This window comes from Paenibacillus glacialis (genome assembly GCF_001637205.1).
Lineage (GTDB): Bacteria > Bacillota > Bacilli > Paenibacillales > Paenibacillaceae > Paenibacillus_AQ > Paenibacillus_AQ glacialis.
The window spans coordinates 22,034-41,578 of record NZ_LVJH01000034.1; the positions used below are offsets into that span (position 1 = coordinate 22,034).

Below are 19,545 nucleotides of genomic sequence, written 5' to 3' on the forward strand. Positions count from 1 at the left end.
AGGAACAAAGAAATGCTAAAGAAATTATTGATCAGATAAACAAGAAATTTAAGAAACGGAGTCATCTCTGCATAGGGGATGACTCCGTTAAATATACCTAGGTAACGTCGGGCAGAGGTGGGAACCATATATGTCGTAGATCGACCCATCCTTGACTGTTAAAAGTCACACCACGAACAGAGGGCAGATAGGCGGTCTGAACGGGCCTCTCATAAAGAATATGGAGCTGATGTTCCTGAATCAGACGGGCCTCAATCTGAGCGAACCTCTGTGCTCTTATATGGGAGTTAGCTTCGCGCATCACATGGTGAAGAAGCGTATCAATATCCACTCGGGTGTGAGGTTCCACATGTTCGGACATCGTTAAATAGAGGTCGAATAGACGAAGTTGCTCATCTTGATCTCGAAATAAGGAGAAGACAATAAGATCGGATTCTAATCGGATAGACCCCTTGAATTCTTCGAGCGATGTCGGTATGACATGGCACACATAACCGAACTTTGCCAAACGTTCAGCTATAAAGTCTGCATCCTGTTTGTATTGAGGAATGGTCGCAATCTGAAGTGGGAGCTTGTTCTCGCTTACGTGTCCATGATTCAGTGAATCCCCGTAATTTAGGAAGGATTCTTCGCCACGTAGACAGGATAAAATATGAGCTCTAACGACTGGATCATTCAGAGGTCCGGTTTTTTTGGTGTTACAGGTTACGAACTTTCGAACAGAGGCTTCGGAGTGAATTTGGCTCCAGGATGCCCCTTCTGCCAAGGAAGGATTATGAATAATGTGAAAGGGCGATAGCGGATCTGGCGTGTGCTCCGAATCGGTCTTATCCGATGGAATATCCCAAGGAACAGAGACAATTTCCACGCGGTCCAAATGTGCTCTTCCTTGGAAATAATGAGTGAACACCTCTAACACGCAAATACTGTCATTCATCTCGGTTACCTTGAACGGTCCAGTTCCTATGGGCTTCGTACCGAAGCTAGCCTCTCCCAATTGGTCTAATTCTCTTGGGACAATAGCAGCACGACTTGTAGATAAGAAGGATAGAAATAACTCATTAGGTTCTTTGAGTTGGATGATGACAGTTGTAGGATTAAGAGCTCGGATGGATTTTATTTGTTTGGAAATAAAACCGTATAGCGTTTTCTGAGATGTTTCGATTAATCGCTCAAACGTATACACGACATCATGGGCCGTCATTAACGTACCATGATGGAATAGCACTTCTTTACGTAGATAGAACGTCCACTGTGTGCGACTCGAGTCTACGTCCCAAGCGTGAGCTATATTGGGAAGAATATCATCCGAATTGTTTGCTCTTCTAGTGAGACCATCGAACACATGGCTAGAAACAAAAGATTCAGCCAAAAGATTCATATATAGGGGATCTAGGGTGTGAAGCCTCTCGCGAATAGGCAATCGGAGAGTGTCAATTTGTTTATTACTTCTAATCTCAGAGTGGTGTCCAAAATAAGTGAGTAACCATTCCTGGAGTCGATCCTGCATCATCGATGACCTGGCATGGATTCTAATCTGATCAATCGCATGTTTGAGGTCTTGTCGACTAATCGCCTTCATCATCGATTGAGCGGCGATCTCTTCAGGTTGAATGAGGAAGCGTAATGTAGAGCGACGTCCACGTCCACGTTTAGGTTCCCAATGTATCCATTCGTGCTCCACCATGTTACCAATAACGATAGAGGCGTTCCGATGCGTGCAATTTAATGTCGTGGCTAACTCATCCAATGTGATCTGGACATCTTCTGAGGTTCCGTAATGCGAATAAAGACGCAGGAATTGGTTGTGTAACTTCATAAATAAGATCCACCTCTAAAATAGGAAATTTTAAAATATTTATTTCTATTTATCTTCTTATTTTATCATCTAGAATTAGGTTTAGAAAGTAAGAAGTGGAGGGATTACCTGTAGTGAATAATATGAAATCGAGAATAGACCGACCTCTTGTTGCCCTGATTGGTGCGTTCGTCCTAGCTATTGCTCATCAGTATTTGTTTTACGGCAACCTTTTGGGTGTGTCTTATCCTCTCTTTATCGTCCTGCTGTACTTGTATATGTTCTACAATGCTAAGGATCAAATAGTACAATCCTCATGGTTTGGGTGGGGGCTATTTGGCTCGATCCTGTTACTCTCATTGACATATGCTGTATTTCAGAACCCCTTTTTCTATGTGCTCAACTTTGTAGCCATTCCTTCGCTGTTCTTCGTGCATATGGCCTATATCCTCAGTGAAAAGAGACCTGTCTGGTATAAGCCTCAGATGATAGGGGTCGCATTAGAACATCTTATTGTGCAAAGTTTACGACACGTTCCAACCGCGTTTAGAATTGGGAGGACTTCAGCACTCAGTACTATGGGCGAACGTCGCAAAACGGTGGTAGGTAAAGTGCTTATTGGGCTTGCGATTTCCACGCCATTATTAATGGTTGTCATTTCCTTGCTCTCTTCCGCAGACGGGGTGTTCGACCAATTGCTTTTGGGTATTCCCGATTTGATAGGCAATTTCTCCTTTGGAAATGGTATCTTCCGGTTTGTGTGGGTATGTATTATGTGCTTATTATTGTTCGTTTATTTATGGGGATTCATTGATTCCAAGAAGTACGAGTGGGGTCATGTGAAAGAGGAAGATCGTGTAGACAAGGATGCAGCAGCGGACTCAAGGGTCGTGCTAGATCCGATTATCACGGCTACCGTATTAATAGCCATAAATATCGTGTATGTCCTGTTCGTCATATTGCAGTTCTCCTACTTGTTTGGCGCATGGGAAGGGACATTACCTGAAGGAGCTTCTTATGCTGATTACGCAAGGAGTGGGTTTTTCGAGCTCATCGTCGTAACGGCAATCAATTTTGTTCTATTGATGGGTACGCTTGTGTTTAGCGTGAAAAAAGAAGGGCTGCTACAGCGAATCAATAATATCATGTTGTACATCTTGGTTGTCTGCTCTTGTGTGATGTTGTATTCGGCTTATATGCGACTTGTATTGTACGAGGAGGCTTATGGTTATACGTATATTCGGTTCCTCGTCCATGCGTTTATGATTTTTCTAGGGATACTGTTGATCGTTGCCGGACTTAGAATACATTTCGCAAGCCTTCCTCTCGCTAAATGCTACATTGTATTGGGACTGTTGTCTTATGTGATCATGAACTATACCAGTATGGACATGATTATTGCAGAGAAGAACATGGAACGTTACAAAGGGAGTGGCATTTTGGATGAGTCATATTTGCAGAGTCTATCTACAGATGCGACGCCTTCACTTATTCGCTTTAGCCTTGAGGAACATGGGATTATAGATGAGCATTTGAAAGAACAATGGAAGAACTTGTCCGCGAGGGATCGTGATTGGCCATCATTTAATCTATCGGAATATCGAGCGGAGAGAGCGCTAGAGAAGTATTTCTTGGGAGAGAATTAAATAGACAAGAAGAAATCTATAAATATTAGAAGAAGACTACCTCAAGTTACGGATTGGTAGTCTTCTTTGTTAACTAATTTATAGAAATGGATCCTCAGTTATGCTTGTCCATATGTTTTGTTATAACATCCAGCTGGCTTTCGATATTACGAAGGCGAGCTTCAGCAGCCATTTGACTTCTTTTTGTTTGAGCAGAATGTGTTAGTAATTTTCTTGTAAATCGATAAAACGAAACAAAGAATAAAATAATCAATCCTACAACCACTATGGATAGAATCAATCCAGGAATCCCTACACCGTTAAGCATTATTTTTCATTCCCCTCACATATAATTCCCTTATTATACCATTGGATTCCGTTGGTATCGAAAACAGTTCACTATAGCTGTGTCTTCTCAGTTTCTTTGTGAACTTCGAGGAGCGATGCAAATATTTCGTTAAATAAATGAATATCTTTTCTGCGTCTAACAAGCAGTTGAGTGTAACAAAAATCTTTTGTGTACGTTTAAGTCATTGAGATGATTGTTCAAAACCATATGACTAGAATATAAATATGTATTCAAATGGAGGTCTTATGAAAATAAAAAGGACCATTTTAATTGCTTTCGTGACTATTTTTTCTGTTTCATTATTACTGACGGGATGTTTTGAAAGTAAGGCTATGACAACACCAGAAGTACCCCAGGTTATCCAAGAGAAGGTCGCCCCCATACAAGAAGAGGAAGAGAAGCGGTTTTCTTATCTGGATCAACTGCCGAATGAGAGGGTGAAGGCGTATGAACGATTTGTGAGTGACAAAGATGTTCGTTACTTACAATCATTTTCTCCGGAAGAGATCCTATTGGTGTACTTTCATTCTGTAGCTGGGGCTGATGAAGATGTTATTTACGCTCTCACATATGATAATGGTGTATTACCAGATCTAGAGGTCTTTAGAAAAGAATATCGCGAAAATTTAGCGAGGCGAGAGACAGAGTATGCTTTAGAATTTAGATATTATGACTCCATCAAGCCCTACGAGGGAACGGTTAAAGAGAACGAGATAGGAATGGCTATTACTGTAGGAGTGGGTAGTTTTACAGCAACCAATGTCTATAGCCTGAAAAAAGAAAACAATGTTTGGAAGATGAATATATATCACTTAATGGAACCTGTTAAGAGTAAAACAAAGAAATGAGTACGTATTAACAAATCCTTCACTCGAAAGTGGGATGACAAGATGAACATGGAGCTTCAGGAGCAGTTTGGCAATATCGATATTTACTTATTTGATCAGTTATTGAAAGGGAATATTACAAAAGATATGAAGATCTTGGATGCTGGTTGTGGATCAGGCAGAAATCTCAGGTATTTATTGCAGAGTGGCTATAACGTGTATGCGTTAGATCGTTCGGAGGAAGCTATTCAACATGTTCAAAGGCTTGGAGAGAAGCTCGTTCCACAGTGGTCGAGAGAGCAAGCACGCGTAGAGTCATTGGATAACATGAGCTTTGCCGATGAGAGCTTTGACTTCATTATAAGTAGCGCAGTTTTGCATTTTGCAGAGCATGAGGGACATTTTGATCAGATGGTTCAGGAATTATGGCGTGTGCTGAAACCCGGAGGACGGCTCTTTGCAAGATTGGCATCATCCATTGGAATAGAGGAGCTCGTGAAGCCGCTCGGCAATCAGCGTTATCTCTTACCAGACGGGAGTACGCGGTTTCTTGTGGATGAAGATCAATTAATGAGGATCACAACCGCATTACAGGGGGAGCTATTCGAACCAATTAAGACGACGATTGTAGCAGGGCAGCGCTGTATGACAACATGGTGTGTAAGAAAACGTACATAGGATTTTTTGGATGATCCGTCCAGTGCGGCGATATTGTAGGAGAATATACGAGCCCATTTAGATTATCTAGAGAGGTTCTAGTCTATTTTTCAGCAATGTATCTCTAGCTTAACCACGGTTTGTTTAAAGATTTGAGTTGCGATATTTTCACAAAAACACCACATTTTTCTATTATTTATAATATGATTCTTATAGTTGATATGTTGATAAGCTGGCCAGCCATCATTTAATCAAACTTACTGAAATTAAAGGAGAATTAATCTATGAAAAAATTATTACTCACTAGTGCACTTGCATTAGGTCTATTATCTATTGCAGCTTCTGCTTCTGCTTATGATAGTGGAGGTAAGGGATTTGCTAATTCATGGACGTCATATGATGCCGGTGGAAGTGGTTTCAATACATGGAATCTAGAATATGGATTCAATAAATTTGCCATCGACGAGGACTTTATACATGCCTTTCATAATTCAAAAGCTCATAGTGTTAAGCTTACAAATGATAATGGTAATAACAATCATACAGGTGCTGGCGATCCTTCAACGTGGGCCACAATTGATGTAAGACATTCCGGGTCCTTTGTGTACTACGATCACAATTTCTAATTTAGTAAATAATATTCCTTGATTTACCAAAAGAGAAGAATTAAATTCTCTAGTTTAGTTGTTACCGTTCAGCTTCTAACCGAAGTTGAACGGTAATTCTAATACATACGGAGGTTTCACTATTGAAGACAGTAAAATATGCTCTTTGTTTTTGTATCTTTTTTATCGGCGTACTGATAATCGGAGAAAGTCATATTTTTCGCTTAGATAACTTCTATACCCCCTATCGTTCCACTAGTTTGTTTCTACAGTATGGTCAAAACGAACAGGTTATGATTAACGATACACTTGAAGCTGCTAAAAAAAATGAGGTTGACGTGTTTTCTTTCACAAAAACGTTGAATGGTAACCTGACACACATTAAACTTTATGGTTCTCCGGGTGTCGAAGAACACATTAATAAAGATCTAGCTATATACTCAAAAAAGTATAAAAGCTTGTTTTTAGGAGACATTCAGTTTAGCTTTCACAAACTGGAAACGATCCAAGGATTGAAAGATGTAAATGATTTTTATGTCATCGGTAACAGCCAGCAAGCTGAACGGTTTAAGACCGATCTAATTAACAAGTATGCCGGGAACTTTCCACAAGAAGGATATCCAGACAATGACACCAGAGATACGATTATCGCCATTTGGGTGCTAATGATAGGTGTTACTTTACTGTTGACGTATTATGATGTCATATATCAAAAAAAAGAAAATTTGATCCGCATTTCTATGGGTGAACGAATAGCTACACTTATCTGGAAGAATATCGTGAGTGACTCTTTACTATATATCTTCATATTTGTGTTCATCTACTATTCGCTAAACAACGTGACATCCGTTTCACTTAAACTTAATATTTCCTTAATTGGATTTATTTTACTTATTATTATGAACGCATTAGTCTATATAAATCTACGTTCGTATCATTTGAGAGAGGTATTCTCTAATACGAAAAGCAGTTCAAGAAAACTTTTATCAGTGAACTATGGCTTAAAATTGGTTACGGTTATGGTTACGATCTTTGTCATTTCTAGCAACCTTGTACTTATTTTTGAGTCGTTCAGTTTATATAAACAAAAATCATTTTTTAAAGAACATGCCGACTACTCCTACTTTACCACTCAATATAGACCTGTAATGAGCCAGAATGGTCATGGAGATCCCAAATTTGATGAAAGTGAGCTTTTACAATCGGAGTTCTATACCAGATATTTCAGCAAAAGCAAAGCTACACTGTTATCTATGATTCATAAGCCCTTATCAACGTCAGCACTAACAATAATGGCTAACCAAAATGCATTCTCTTATTTAGAAAAAAATATTGCGGAGTTAAAACAGCTTCCGCTGAATAAAGATATTTATTTTATTTTACCTCAATCCTTATCAAACAACGACCAGCTCCTAGCCAATCTAAAAGAGGAGTTCCGCTTTTATGAAAGTCATGACATTCGGGACAACTATGAGGTTGTTTATTATAAAGATCATGTGAATTTAGTTGCTATCAATGCGTACCACATCTACGGAAGTGAATTATTTAAGAACCCTATCGTTATCTATAATAATATGTCACCAGAAACACACCCACTGAAGATTAACCCATTTCGAGCAAACTACCTTACAGAAATAATGTATGCCATTACCGATAAAGAATTTAACCAATTTGTACAGGAACATCAGTTGACCGAAGCCAATGCAAGCATAACCAAAACTAACGTTCTAGAGAAATATAATGAAAGTTGGAATATTGCCAAGCGAATCTTGTATATTAACTGTGTCTTCAGTATACTCATCCTCATTTTGGAATTTATGATTATCACTTACATTATCAAGTTAGAATATGAAGTCAACGCTGTTGAGCTTTCCATAAAAAAGGTGCTAGGACATAGTGTTTGGCAAAAAAATCGCAAAATTATTCTGATGACACTAATTACAACGCTAATTAGTATAGGCATAGCCGTAACGACTGCCCTTATACTCGAGTTAAATTCCGCCAGATACTTGGCTTTGGGAGGAGTAATTATTCTTGCTTCTGAAATACTAGTCATTCTCTTATATATCCATAAAATTGAAAAGCTAAAGATTCAAAAAATACTGAAAGGAGGGAATATTTGATGATTACCATTGCAAATTTAAGTAAATCGTTTGATGATAAAACCCTGTTCTCTAATTTAAATTTAGTCATTGAGACAGGAGACTTTGTCATATTTTCCGGCCCCAGCGGATGTGGAAAAACAACATTGCTCAATATGATTGGTGCCATTGAAACAATAGATGAGGGAAGCATTCTTGTCGATAATGTAGACATTAAAAACAAAAAAAATCACCTACACTACTTTCGAACGAAAGTTGGTTTTTTATTTCAGAACTTCGCCTTGGTAGACAATAAAACAGTAAAAGAGAACCTAGAACTGATTAGAAAAGATTCTAAAACAGCTCTATCCATATCTAAAGCCTTACAGATTGTTGGACTTGAAGATAAATTAAATAAAAAAGTGTATACCCTATCTGGTGGGGAGCAGCAAAGAGTCGCATTAGCGCGATTAATGCTAAAAAAATGTGATATTATTTTGGCCGATGAACCAACAGGATCACTTGACAAGAACAATGCAGAAGTTGTTCTCAACATTTTAAAGAAGTTTAATCAAGAAGGTAAAACGATTATTTTGGTTACACACGATGAACAAATAAAAAAAGAAGGAAATAAGGTGATAAACTTATGCAAAGAGTAAAAGTAAAACAAAGAGTAAGGATCTTTATTATTGTAGGATTAATACTTGTTCTCCTATTCGGAGCTTGGAATGTAGCTTGGTTGATCACAACGAATAATCGTTATGATGGTTTTTTGAAAGCTGTCCCAAAAAGTGAATTTGGGATTCACGTAATAAAAAAAGATGGATACGTGTACGGTGTTAGTCGTCCAGGTTATTTAAGTTTCACTGGAAACTTGGCAATTAATAATTCTGATGAGGGGAACTCCCTAATCATTTGGCCATTAATTAAGGGGGGATATGAATACGGCATCCGGATTCAACAAGAAGGAAAGGTCTATGAGATATTTCTAAATGAACACCTGAAGCCTGCCGATAATGATGATACAAAAAATCAGATTTTTCAACAATTAAAACCTGAAATAGATATGCTATTTGAAAAAGCTAATTTGATGTGGAATTTAGAGTAGGAGACTTTACTATGACTTTAGCAAATCATGCGCTATTTAAGAATGATGTTCAGCTAACCTAGCATTAAATTTCCGATTATGCTTGTGCCAAGCCACTGCCATAGAAAGTTAGTTGATGAAGCCGAAGGTAGCCTTATAAGCTAATTTCGGCTTTTTACCATTGAATAACTAAAGTATTTTCCCCTTTTCGAGTATAATAGAGGGTATGTGATAGATGATTCGTGGAAACATATGTCCATAAGTACAATAATTTTAGAATAGATGAGGTTACTTACATGAGCGATCAAAGTTTTAAAGACTATACATTAAGTGAAGAAATCGTACGAGCACTCGATAGCTTGGGTTATACCACCCCAACGGAGGTGCAAAGTCAAGTTATCCCGATGGCGCTAGACAAGCAGGATCTTGTCGTGAAGTCCCAAACAGGGAGCGGGAAGACGGCATCTTTTGGTATACCGATCTGCGATCTAATTGATTGGAAAGAGAACAAACCACAGGCATTAATTTTAACGCCTACGCGTGAGCTTGCTGCGCAAGTGACAGAGGATATTACGAACATCGGACGATTCAAACGTATTAAGGCAACTGCTCTTTATGGGAAGACACCTTATGCGAAGCAAACAGCTGAATTGAAGCAAAAAAGCCATGTGGTTGTTGGGACACCCGGACGTGTCTTAGACCATATTGAACGTGGAACGTTTGCGCTAGAACGCTTAGAGTATCTTGTCATTGACGAAGCCGATGAAATGTTGAATATGGGATTTATTCAGCAGGTCGCATCGATTATTGAAAGGCTTCCTAAAGAACGTGTAACCATGGTATTCTCAGCGACTTTACCTCAAGATGTGGAGAAGCTTTGTTATAAATATATGAGTAATCCTATGATGATTGAGATTAAAGCTACGGGTCTCACAACAGATACGATTGAGCATGCTTTATATGAAGTGAGAGAATCAGAGAAATTCGCTTTGCTTAAAGATATTACAGTTGTTGAAAATCCAGATAGCTGCATTATTTTCTGTCGGACGCAGGAACATGTGAATCAGGTGACTGAGCAATTAACGAATGCCAATTATACATGCTCCAAAATCCATGGAGGTATGCTCCAAGAGGACAGATTCGAAGTCATGAATGACTTCAAACGAGGCCAATTCCGTTATTTAGTTGCTACAGATGTAGCAGCAAGAGGCATTGATATTGATAATATCACACATGTCATCAACTACGATCTCCCGATGGAGAAGGAAAGTTATGTTCACCGTACCGGAAGAACAGGCCGCGCGGGTAAAACCGGGAAAGCAATCACTTTCGTAACCCCGTATGAAGAGAAATTCCTTAATGAGATTGAAAGTTATATCGGGTTCGCTATTTCTAAGAAAAGTGCCCCCTCTAAAGAGCAAGTTGCGAGTAATCAAGCTGCTTTCCAAGGGAAAATCGGTATCGAGCCGACGCTTAAACAAGATAAGAATGAACAATTAAATAAAGAGATTACAAAGTTATATTTCAACGGTGGAAAGAAAAAGAAGATTAGAGCTGTCGATTTCGTCGGTACCATTGCCAAGATTGAAGGCGTATCAGCCGATGATATTGGCATTATAACGATTCAAGATAACGTGTCTTACGTTGAAATATTGAATGGTAAAGGTCAGCATGTGATCCAAGTCATGAAGACGACAACCGTTAAGGGTAAATTATTGAAAGTACATGTCGCGAATAAGAGATAGATCGTGTTATTGCAGGAATAAGCGAGGAATTACGATGAAAATTTATTTGTATATCGTTTTACTGTTCTCCATCTTGATTTCAGGATGCTCCGATATGGGGAATTCTGTAGCACAGGATGACGTATTTGTTACTCAAATCGTTAAAGACTATCCTGAGTTGAAAGATAAAGAATATGAGATTACAACCATCAAGCGCATCGTAGACGGGGATACGTTCGAGACGGGTTCCGGTCAGAAGGTGCGATTGATTGGCGTTAATACGCCAGAAGTTTTTGGTGAAGTGCAATACTATGGTCAGGAAGCAAGTGATTTCAGTAAGCAACGACTTAAGGGTCAGACGGTGTATCTATTTAAGGATGTAAGCGAGACGGATAAATACGATCGACTGTTACGATTTGTCTTTATTAAGGATGATCCGATCATGTTTAACGAAACGTTGATTGTGCAGGGTAATGCGAATACGATGTCTATTTCCCCTAACGTGTTATTTACGAAGAAGTTCTCATCTCTGAAGCGTGAAGCGCAGTCCAAGCAAATTGGATTATGGGGCAAAGATGCAAATACAGCGATTGAGTCTTGTGCTAATCCCAAGATCAAAGGTAATATCAATTCTCGGAATGAAAAAATATATCATGTACCCGGTGGGGAACGGTATAACGAGACCAAAGCAGAGATGATGTTCTGCAGTGATCAGGAAGCGGTCGCTTCAGGATTCAGAAAAGCAACTCGATAATTAGTTATAATTTCAAGAAGGTGTCATCTCTTTCGCAGAGTGTTCTGTGACTGAGATGGTACCTTCTTTTTTGCAAATATAAGAAAGTATAAGTTTTTACTTGATACACGAATACTGCCCTTAAAAGGGATAGCATAGCATTTTCTGCTTAGTGTGGCGTGATGATATGACGCGGATAAGGTAATTACTTACTAAATTATTATTTTTAGCCGAGAATATATAGTAAGATGTAAATATTTACAGATGCGCGTATGGGGGGAAGACATGAAGGAGTTTAAAGATCGTCTATTTCACATTCAACATAGCCAGAACCAGTTGGCGAAAGAAGTTCAAACCTTAATCCATGAATATGAGTCGCACGATGTCATCCATGAGAATGAACAACTTCAGGAGCAACATAAGGAGCAGAAGATTCGCTTAACAACGTTACAGAAGAAGATATCGCTTTTGGAAGAAGAGAACGTAAAGTTACGGACTTCACTAACGGAGCAAATTCTTAATGAGAAATTGAATATTATCAACGTATCACGTGAGAAATTAGATACATATTTCGCGAGTAGTACAGAGGAGCACAGTAATCGACTGAGGGCTTTCGAGCTACAGACGAAGACGGCAGTTCATCGTCACTTCGAAAGAGCATCCAACCATTTGAAAGAAGAGAAGGAAGAGATAGCGGTAAAACTTGCGGAAATCTCTAATGAGTTAAATCAGAAGATCATGCTTCACCGTGAGCGATTATTAGAAGATGAGCGGAGACTCCATCAACATACTAGGACTGGGCTTGATCAGTTTGCTACAGAAGAAGTAACCGAAGAGGTTATGCAGAAGAGGATTAAGCAGAACCAATTTGAAATGAAAATCGGATTGAATTGGTTGAATAAGGTCGCCATGTTGCTCATTATTTTAGCAGTAGGTGTTAGTTTTAAATATACCTATTCGACTTGGTTCAACGGCTACATGAAGGGTAGTGCCTTTTTCCTGCTAGGCATCATCATGCTTGTGGCTGGAGAATGGTTATTCCGTAAGCAGAAACAGACATTCGCGTTAGGTTTATTAGGTGGTGGTATTTCTGTATTGTATGGTTCCATCTTTTATAGTTACTTTTTGCTTGGCATTATTAATATGAATGTGGGTTTACTGTTATCTATTCTAGTGTCGTTAACGGCAGTGTTATTGGCCTTGAGGTATCATTCGAAGAGTATCATTTCACTGGGCCTTGTAGGTGGATACCTACCGCTATTCTCGTATATGTGGGCTTTTGGACTTGAGGGGAATTCGGTATATGTAGCCATGGGATATTTATTCCTACTAAACGCATCGATTCTACTTGTATCATTTAATAAGCGGTGGGTGATTGTGAATTACATCAGCTTCTTATTCAATGTTCCGTCTATGTTGGCGTTAGCGGGGTTATCTGATAGTGCCCCTATAAGTATGGTATATGTTGCGATTACTTTTACGATGTACCTTGGCATGACGTTAGGCTATCCCTTTAAGTATCAGTCTAAGTTATCGTGGTGGGATTTCACGTTACTTGCTTTAAATACATTCATTAGCTGTGTGACACTTTATATTCTATTTCATGAGGCAGACTGGGAGGATTTCCAGGGACTATTGGCGTTGGTCTTCTGTCTAGTGTATATCGGTCTAGGCAGATTCCTTGAGAAGTTCATGCATCAAGAGAGACAGACAACGCTGTTATTCTACGCCACTTCGCTTACATTTGCGATACTCATGATTCCATTCCAGTTCGGTACGGAGTGGGTAGCGATTGGATGGCTCGTCGAAGGTGTTCTTTTAACAATCTACGGAAGTCTTAATCGATTTAAGATGTTAGAGAAAGTTGGCTGGGGCATTCTAACGTTGTGTCTAGCGGCATTCTTATGGGTAGATCTGTTAACTAATTTATTTCTCTTTGGATATGATGATCCATACTATACTTTAAAATATAGCTTTATCACCGCAGGGATGTTGTTGGTTACTTTATTTTACGCTATTCAGCAACATAAGCAGGTAGCGCAACTGTTTAGTCGCCCTTATGAATCTCAACTCGTTAGGATTTTTAAATACGCTACTTTATTGAATGTGTGGTTTTATTTCATGTACGAGATGGGAGATCTCTATAACACGTGGGTACCAATAGACTTTAGCCATTTTGACTTCTATAAAACGCTGCTTCTAGCTAGTGTGACTATAGCTCTCGCATACGGACTTTCCAAGGTTAAGGTACTGTTTGATCGAGTAGTGAAGTACTATGGGATGTTCCTATACGGGGTCGGTTACCTTCTTTGTATCATGGTTACCTTAACTTCGCCAGCGCTACAGTCCGATTATACGTACAATTCGGCAACCGAATATATTGCATTAGGTATATTAGTCGGATTTAATGTATTGGTGTTCTTCAGTATTCGTGATGTGTTGATCGCAGTTATTCGCCAGCAGTATAAGAGTATCGAGATATATCCGGTAGCTTTAGGGGTATATTTGCTCGGCATACTAACCTCATTCCTAGTCGTTCAATTCCAATTAGAAGAGATAGGTCTGATCTTCAGTTTGCTGTATTTACTACTGGCCATCGTATATATCGCGTTCGGATTCCGTTATAGATACGTGTACATTAGGCGCTTCGGATTAGGATTGACGCTCGCTGCGACAGGGAAATTAATATTGTATGATTTGAGTCTATTATCAACACTAAGCACGATTGTTGCTTATTTTACATTCGGAATTGTATTGCTTGGGATTTCCTATGGTTATCAGAAAGTATCGAGCAGATTGGGGGAGACCCATGCGAACGAAGGAGTTGAAGCAGATTCTAAGAGCTAGTCTGATTCTCGCGTTGGTGTGTGTGTTCTTGGGAAAAGACGTATATGCCTCGGGTGAACAAGATAAGCAGCAGGAATGGCGCTTCTCGAAGGCAATTGAATTGCAGGGTAGCGGTGCATATCATGCACTGTTTATAGACGAGGAAGTGTATGCTAGGGCAGATGAAGACTTACGTGACCTGCGAATTGTGGATCAGAAAGGGCAGTACGTCCCGTACTATATCGATAGCGGCTACGGGGAGGCAAAGGAACAGTCGAAGACGTATTCCTCTACGCTGATCCGTACAGCTTTGAAAGACGGTAATACGTTATTGGATTATAAGATCACGCCAGTGGCAGACAATGTGGACATTCAGGGGAACCTTCTAACAGTGGAGTTACCGAAAGAGGATTTTCTGAAGCACATTTTGGTTCAGGGCAGTTACGATGGCAACCAGTGGGAGCCCCTAGAACAGAATGGTCAGAGTGCTCAGAGTCTGTATCGAACAGATCAATTGGTGAAGGACAGTATTTCACTTGGTGAAGCTTATAAATTTGAGTATTATCGGTTGATTGTACTGAACAATGTGGAGAAGCTGAAATTTCCAAGTTTACAATTGATTCATAATTCACAGGATTTCCAATGGCTAGATTACAAGAAGATTGGTAATCCATCATTTGAAGTAAAGCAGGAAGATAGGCATACACAAATTATTGTAGATAATGAGAGTCGTCTTCGAATTAATGAAGTGCTGCTACTTACGAAGGGTAGTAATTTCACAAGATCATATGAACTGTATGATGATCAGGGCGTAAGTATCGATACGGTGGGGGAACAAACTGTATATCGATTGGACTTTAAAGAAGTGCCAATCATGAACAATACGATCACAGTAGTGTCTCCGATTAGGAGTCCAAAATTCACGATACAAATTAATAATCTTGATGATGCGCCATTAGATATTACGGGAGTTGCAATAGAGCATATCCTTGATAAGCTGGTGTTCGAGGCTAAAGGGCAAGGTCCATACAAGTTACTTTACGGGAATACCTCTGCTACTGGGCCCCAATATGATATTGTGAACTTCAAGAGTCATATTGAACAAGAGGATATTGCGCTTGGAAAGCTAAGTAAGCAAGTAACCTCACAAGTACCTGTAACTAAAGAAGATCCAGTGTGGTGGTTACAACAAAAAGTGTGGTTTAACGGGATTATTATTATCGTATCGATCCTTCTGATTCTCTTGTTGATTAAGAAGATGAAACTGAAGCCATAAAGGGGATTAACCCTATTACAAATGGAGAGCTATTAACCGACTTCTTTATCGGTTGGTGGCTCTTTTTTTGTTCAAATGCACATAAAAAAAGGGTATGACGTCAATATAATTGATAGCGGGAAGGCTATATACTAACAATGTAAACGTTATCAAAATGCTAACATTAATCATTCAACAAGAGGAGGCCCTCATCATGGAAGGTTCAGTTATACACTGGGTCGGTGCCGTCATTGGTCTTGTATTAGCTATCGTATTGATTTTTAGAAAGCTTAATCCTGTGTACGCTCTCTTCGCGGGAGCTATTGCAGGTGGATTACTGGGTGGAGCTTCAATAGAACAAACCGTACAGATTATGATTGATGGAACAAGTAGTGTCATGGGAGCGGTAGTTAGGGTTTTGGCAGCCGGTGTACTTGCAGGTGTCCTCATTGATTCTGGCGCAGCCGAAAGAATTGCCGAGACCATCGTTGCGAAGCTTGGAGAGAAGAAAGCTCTCTTCGCCATTGCACTTGCGACTATGATTATTACAGCCGTAGGCGTGTTTATCACTGTTGCGATTATCATCGTGGCACCGATTGCATTATCCGTCGGCAAGAAGATTGGGCTATCTAAGACAGCGCTATTGCTAGCTTTAGTAGGTGGAGGGAAAGCAGGAAATATGATTTCTCCCAATCCCAATACGATTGCAGTAGCCAAGGGATTTGATGTGGATTTGGCTCAAGTGATGATCAATGGATTTATACCTGCCGTTGTAGGTTTAGCTGTTACCGTCATTATTGCTAAGATGCTCAGTAAAAAAGGTGCACTTGTCTCCGATACAGATCAAGCCGACGATACGGAAGATAAGAAAGACAAACCAAGTTTTGGCCGAGCAATGGTGGCTCCTATTGTAGCTATTGCCCTACTCGCGCTTAATCCTATTGGAAGTATTCTGAATATTGAAGTACTCAAAGCGATTAAGATTGACTCGTTAATTATATTACCCCTAGCAGGTATTATTGGTCTTCTTGCCATGGGTAAGATCAAGCATATTATTGCTTATACAACATCAGGCATTAATAAAATGACAGGGACCGCTATTCTATTAATTGGAGCAGGGGCTATCGCTGGTATTATCTCTAAGTCGAACTTAAGTGCTGTAGTCGTGGATGCAATTGAGGTTATGGGCGTATCGGGGACGTTGCTTGCACCTATTGCCGGTATACTGATGGGGGCTGCAACCGCATCAACTTCAACCGGTTCAATCGTAGCTGCCGGGTCGTTCGGTGGGGCGATTCTCAATATGGGGATTCCGCCGCTTAATGCAGCGATCATGGTGCATACAGGTGCTACGGTCATCGATCACTTACCACACGGGAACTTCTTCCACGTCACAGCGGATGCTGCCAAAATGAATATTAAAGAACGCATGAAACTGATACCTTATGAAAGTCTTGTCGGTCTGAGTATGGCGATTGTGGCAACGATTATATACGGATTTCTACAATAGATAAATAAAGTAGATAGGTGGGGAAATGATATGAAGAAGGATCTTGTATTTGTATTAGCTCCGGACTCCTTTAAAGAAAGTATGACTGCAAAAGAAGTATGCGAAGCCATGGAACGTGGCATCAAGAAGGTGGATTCATCTATTCGTTGTATTCACGTGCCTATGGCTGATGGTGGAGAAGGAACGATGCAATCTCTCGTAGATGCTACAGGCGGCGTGGTACATCCATTAAAAGTTAAAGGCCCCCTCGGTCATGAAGTCGATGCGTATTATGGCATTACAGGTGACAGGATGACAGGCGTCATTGAAATGGCGAGTGCTAGTGGTATTCAACTTGTAACACCTGAGGATAGGAACCCAATGGTTACGACGACATTTGGAACGGGACAATTAATTAAGGCTTGCCTAGATCATGGGGTTAACAAGTTATTGATTGGTATTGGTGGTAGTGCAACGAATGACGGCGGAGCAGGGGTAGTACAGGCGTTAGGTGGCAAGTTATTGGATGACGCAGGACAGGAGCTTGGTTTCGGTGGTGGAGAACTAGGTAGATTGGCAAGTATTGATCTATCAGACTTCGATCCTCGTATTAAATATGTACAGGTGGAGGTAGCGTGTGATGTAACCAATCCTCTATGTGGTCCGACGGGATCATCTCACGTATTCGGTCCGCAAAAAGGCGCGACGCCAGAGATGATTGAGCAGCTTGATCGGAACTTGAGTACTTATGCACGCATGATTCATGAGCAGTTAGGAATAGATATTTCAGACGTTCCTGGCGCTGGAGCTGCGGGTGGTCTGGGTGCCGGACTCATGGTATTCTTGAACGGTACGTTAAAAAGGGGTATTGATCTCGTCATCGATTATGTTGGATTAGAAGACATCATTAAGGATGCCGATCTCGTATGGACGGGAGAGGGAAGCATTGATTCTCAGACCAGTTACGGTAAGACCCCACTGGGTGTAGCTATTGTAGCCAAGAAACATCATAAACCGGTCGTTGCGCTAGCAGGCCGGGTGGGCGATGGTGTTGAGAGTCTATATGACCAAGGGATTGATTCTATCTTTGGAATTGTAAAAGGAGCCGCAACCTTAGCGGAAGCCCTTGAACAAGGCAAGGAGAATGTCGAGAAGACGGCAGAGGGTATTACTAGACTTATGTATTCAACGAACGCTTTTAGCTAAAGGTTAATAAATAGAGAAACAAAGACGTAACCTAACGGGGGGTTACGTCTTTGTTTATACATATCGGGGATCTACAACATAATCAACGTGCAGAAAATAGACGGACTGAGACACAACAAGTAAAGGAGCAACTATATGAAGTTATCTCAAACCATGGCACAGCAAATCGTGAAAGAAATGATGAACGTGATCTCATACAATATCAATGTCATGGACGAGAACGGAATGATCATAGGCAGTGGAGACCCGATACGGATTGGTACAATTCATAAAGGTGCGCAGAAAGCGATCGCAGATAGGAACATTTATGAAGTGTACGAGGATGGAGAAGGGATGAAACCTGGGGTTAATGAGCCTATCGTGATGAATAATGAGATTATTGGTGTCGTAGGAATCACCGGGCATCCTGACGAGGTACGACCATTTAGCCAATTATTAAAGGTCACAGTAGCTTTGCTCATCGAGCAAGAGAGATCTATAAGACGAGTAGAAGACAAAAGAATAAATAAGGCTAAATTCTATCATGAGTTATCGTACCGTCAAGCGCCTTATGATCGCGAATTTGTCGATAGAGCTAGAGGTTATGGACTTGACCTGAGTAAGAATACGCGTGTAATCTTACTGCAAGGAAAGATACATGGTAAAGGTATAAGAGTTGCATTAGAACATGAGCCATTTTGGAACTTGGAAGATGATAAGACAGTATTTTATGTAACGGATACACACAAGTATACGCAACTTATGGAAAAGCTTCTGACGATAGAGCCGACTGTGAAAATCGGCGTCGGTCAGGAGGAAACACTCGCATCCCGTTCGCTAGAGCAAGCTAATGGTGCGCTAGAAATAGGGAGTAAAATCAACCCTAATCAATTGATAAATGTTTATGATGACTTACAATTCCTAATCCTATTGTCACAGTTTACAAGTCGTCTTGGAGTGGATCACTATTCCGTATTAGAGAAGTCAGGAGACAAGTTAGGATTAATTGAGACGTTACAGGCCTATATTGCTGAGGATGGGGATCATAACCAGACCGTAGCAAGTTTAAATATTCACCGAAATACGCTGAACTATCGATTGAATCGGATTAAACAATTAACGGGTAAGGACCCAAGGGCCTTCCTCGACTTATTTGAACTACTTTGTGGTTTAATATGGAGGTAATTTATTGAATTTAGAATAAAATAAACATTAATGTAAAAAATAATGAAATATTTGTCGTATACGTATAGCACCGTTGTTTAGTATAATACGTGGATTCACCTAGAATTATTTAGGCTACA

Annotated in this window: 16 protein-coding genes; 14 read left to right on the forward strand and 2 right to left on the reverse strand. The window is 40.1% G+C overall.

Annotated features, from left to right (window positions below):
- Window positions 1–97: 97 nt before the first annotated feature.
- A complete protein-coding gene (locus PGLA_RS17615; protein WP_068535363.1) occupies window positions 98–1,819 on the reverse strand; it encodes an ABC transporter substrate-binding protein in 1,722 nt (573 codons plus the stop codon).
- A gap of 122 nt (window positions 1,820–1,941) precedes the next feature.
- Here PGLA_RS17615 and PGLA_RS17620 point away from each other — a divergent pair, with 122 nt between their 5' ends.
- Window positions 1,942–3,444 carry a DUF4153 domain-containing protein gene (locus PGLA_RS17620; RefSeq protein ID WP_068535486.1) on the forward strand — a complete coding sequence of 501 codons (1,503 nt, stop codon included), beginning with the start codon at window positions 1,942–1,944 and terminating at the stop codon, window positions 3,442–3,444.
- Between the two features lie 94 nt (window positions 3,445–3,538).
- Here the strand turns inward: PGLA_RS17620 and PGLA_RS17625 are convergent, their stop codons facing one another.
- Window positions 3,539–3,751 (reverse strand): DUF4083 family protein, encoded by a 213-nt coding sequence (locus tag PGLA_RS17625; protein WP_068535366.1) that lies wholly within the window; start codon window positions 3,749–3,751, stop codon window positions 3,539–3,541.
- Window positions 3,752–4,017: 266 nt separating this feature from the next.
- Here PGLA_RS17625 and PGLA_RS17630 point away from each other — a divergent pair, with 266 nt between their 5' ends.
- The 13 genes from PGLA_RS17630 (at window position 4,018) to PGLA_RS17690 (ending at window position 19,426) form a co-directional block, all read left to right on the forward strand.
- Window positions 4,018–4,620, forward strand: a complete 603-nt coding sequence (locus PGLA_RS17630; protein ID WP_068535368.1) for a hypothetical protein — start codon at window positions 4,018–4,020, stop codon at window positions 4,618–4,620.
- 42 nt (window positions 4,621–4,662) lie between these two features.
- Window positions 4,663–5,277: a class I SAM-dependent methyltransferase gene (locus PGLA_RS17635; protein ID WP_068535370.1), complete on the forward strand. Its 615-nt coding sequence runs from the start codon at window positions 4,663–4,665 to the stop codon at window positions 5,275–5,277.
- A gap of 263 nt (window positions 5,278–5,540) precedes the next feature.
- Window positions 5,541–5,882 (forward strand): mediterrocin family bacteriocin, encoded by a 342-nt coding sequence (locus tag PGLA_RS17640; RefSeq protein WP_068535372.1) that lies wholly within the window; start codon window positions 5,541–5,543, stop codon window positions 5,880–5,882.
- A gap of 122 nt (window positions 5,883–6,004) precedes the next feature.
- Window positions 6,005–7,984, forward strand: a complete 1,980-nt coding sequence (locus PGLA_RS17645) for a DUF1430 domain-containing protein (protein ID WP_068535374.1) — start codon at window positions 6,005–6,007, stop codon at window positions 7,982–7,984.
- Window positions 7,984–8,601: an ABC transporter ATP-binding protein gene (locus PGLA_RS17650; RefSeq protein ID WP_068535376.1), complete on the forward strand. Its 618-nt coding sequence runs from the start codon at window positions 7,984–7,986 to the stop codon at window positions 8,599–8,601. Before PGLA_RS17645 ends, PGLA_RS17650 begins: the two co-directional genes overlap by 1 nt.
- A complete protein-coding gene (locus PGLA_RS17655) occupies window positions 8,589–9,050 on the forward strand; it encodes a hypothetical protein (RefSeq protein ID WP_068535378.1) in 462 nt (153 codons plus the stop codon). Before PGLA_RS17650 ends, PGLA_RS17655 begins: the two co-directional genes overlap by 13 nt.
- Before the next feature lie 275 nt (window positions 9,051–9,325).
- The gene (locus PGLA_RS17660; protein ID WP_068535380.1) at window positions 9,326–10,774 is read left to right on the forward strand and encodes a DEAD/DEAH box helicase; all 1,449 of its coding nucleotides are present in this window, start codon (window positions 9,326–9,328) and stop codon (window positions 10,772–10,774) included.
- Between the two features lie 94 nt (window positions 10,775–10,868).
- Complete coding sequence (locus PGLA_RS17665; protein ID WP_161487942.1) at window positions 10,869–11,507, forward strand: thermonuclease family protein; 639 nt, start codon at window positions 10,869–10,871, stop codon at window positions 11,505–11,507.
- A 264-nt stretch (window positions 11,508–11,771) separates the two neighbouring features.
- Window positions 11,772–14,333 (forward strand): DUF2339 domain-containing protein, encoded by a 2,562-nt coding sequence (locus PGLA_RS17670; RefSeq protein ID WP_068535383.1) that lies wholly within the window; start codon window positions 11,772–11,774, stop codon window positions 14,331–14,333.
- Window positions 14,296–15,588 carry a DUF3999 family protein gene (locus tag PGLA_RS17675; protein WP_068535385.1) on the forward strand — a complete coding sequence of 431 codons (1,293 nt, stop codon included), beginning with the start codon at window positions 14,296–14,298 and terminating at the stop codon, window positions 15,586–15,588. The genes PGLA_RS17670 and PGLA_RS17675 overlap by 38 nt, the downstream gene beginning before the upstream one ends.
- Before the next feature lie 193 nt (window positions 15,589–15,781).
- Window positions 15,782–17,077, forward strand: coding sequence for a GntP family permease (locus PGLA_RS17680; RefSeq protein ID WP_068535387.1), 1,296 nt, complete (start codon window positions 15,782–15,784; stop codon window positions 17,075–17,077).
- A gap of 30 nt (window positions 17,078–17,107) precedes the next feature.
- Window positions 17,108–18,262: a glycerate kinase family protein gene (locus PGLA_RS17685; RefSeq protein ID WP_068535390.1), complete on the forward strand. Its 1,155-nt coding sequence runs from the start codon at window positions 17,108–17,110 to the stop codon at window positions 18,260–18,262.
- 135 nt (window positions 18,263–18,397) lie between these two features.
- Window positions 18,398–19,426, forward strand: coding sequence for a CdaR family transcriptional regulator (locus PGLA_RS17690; protein ID WP_068535392.1), 1,029 nt, complete (start codon window positions 18,398–18,400; stop codon window positions 19,424–19,426).
- Window positions 19,427–19,545: the final 119 nt, after the last annotated feature.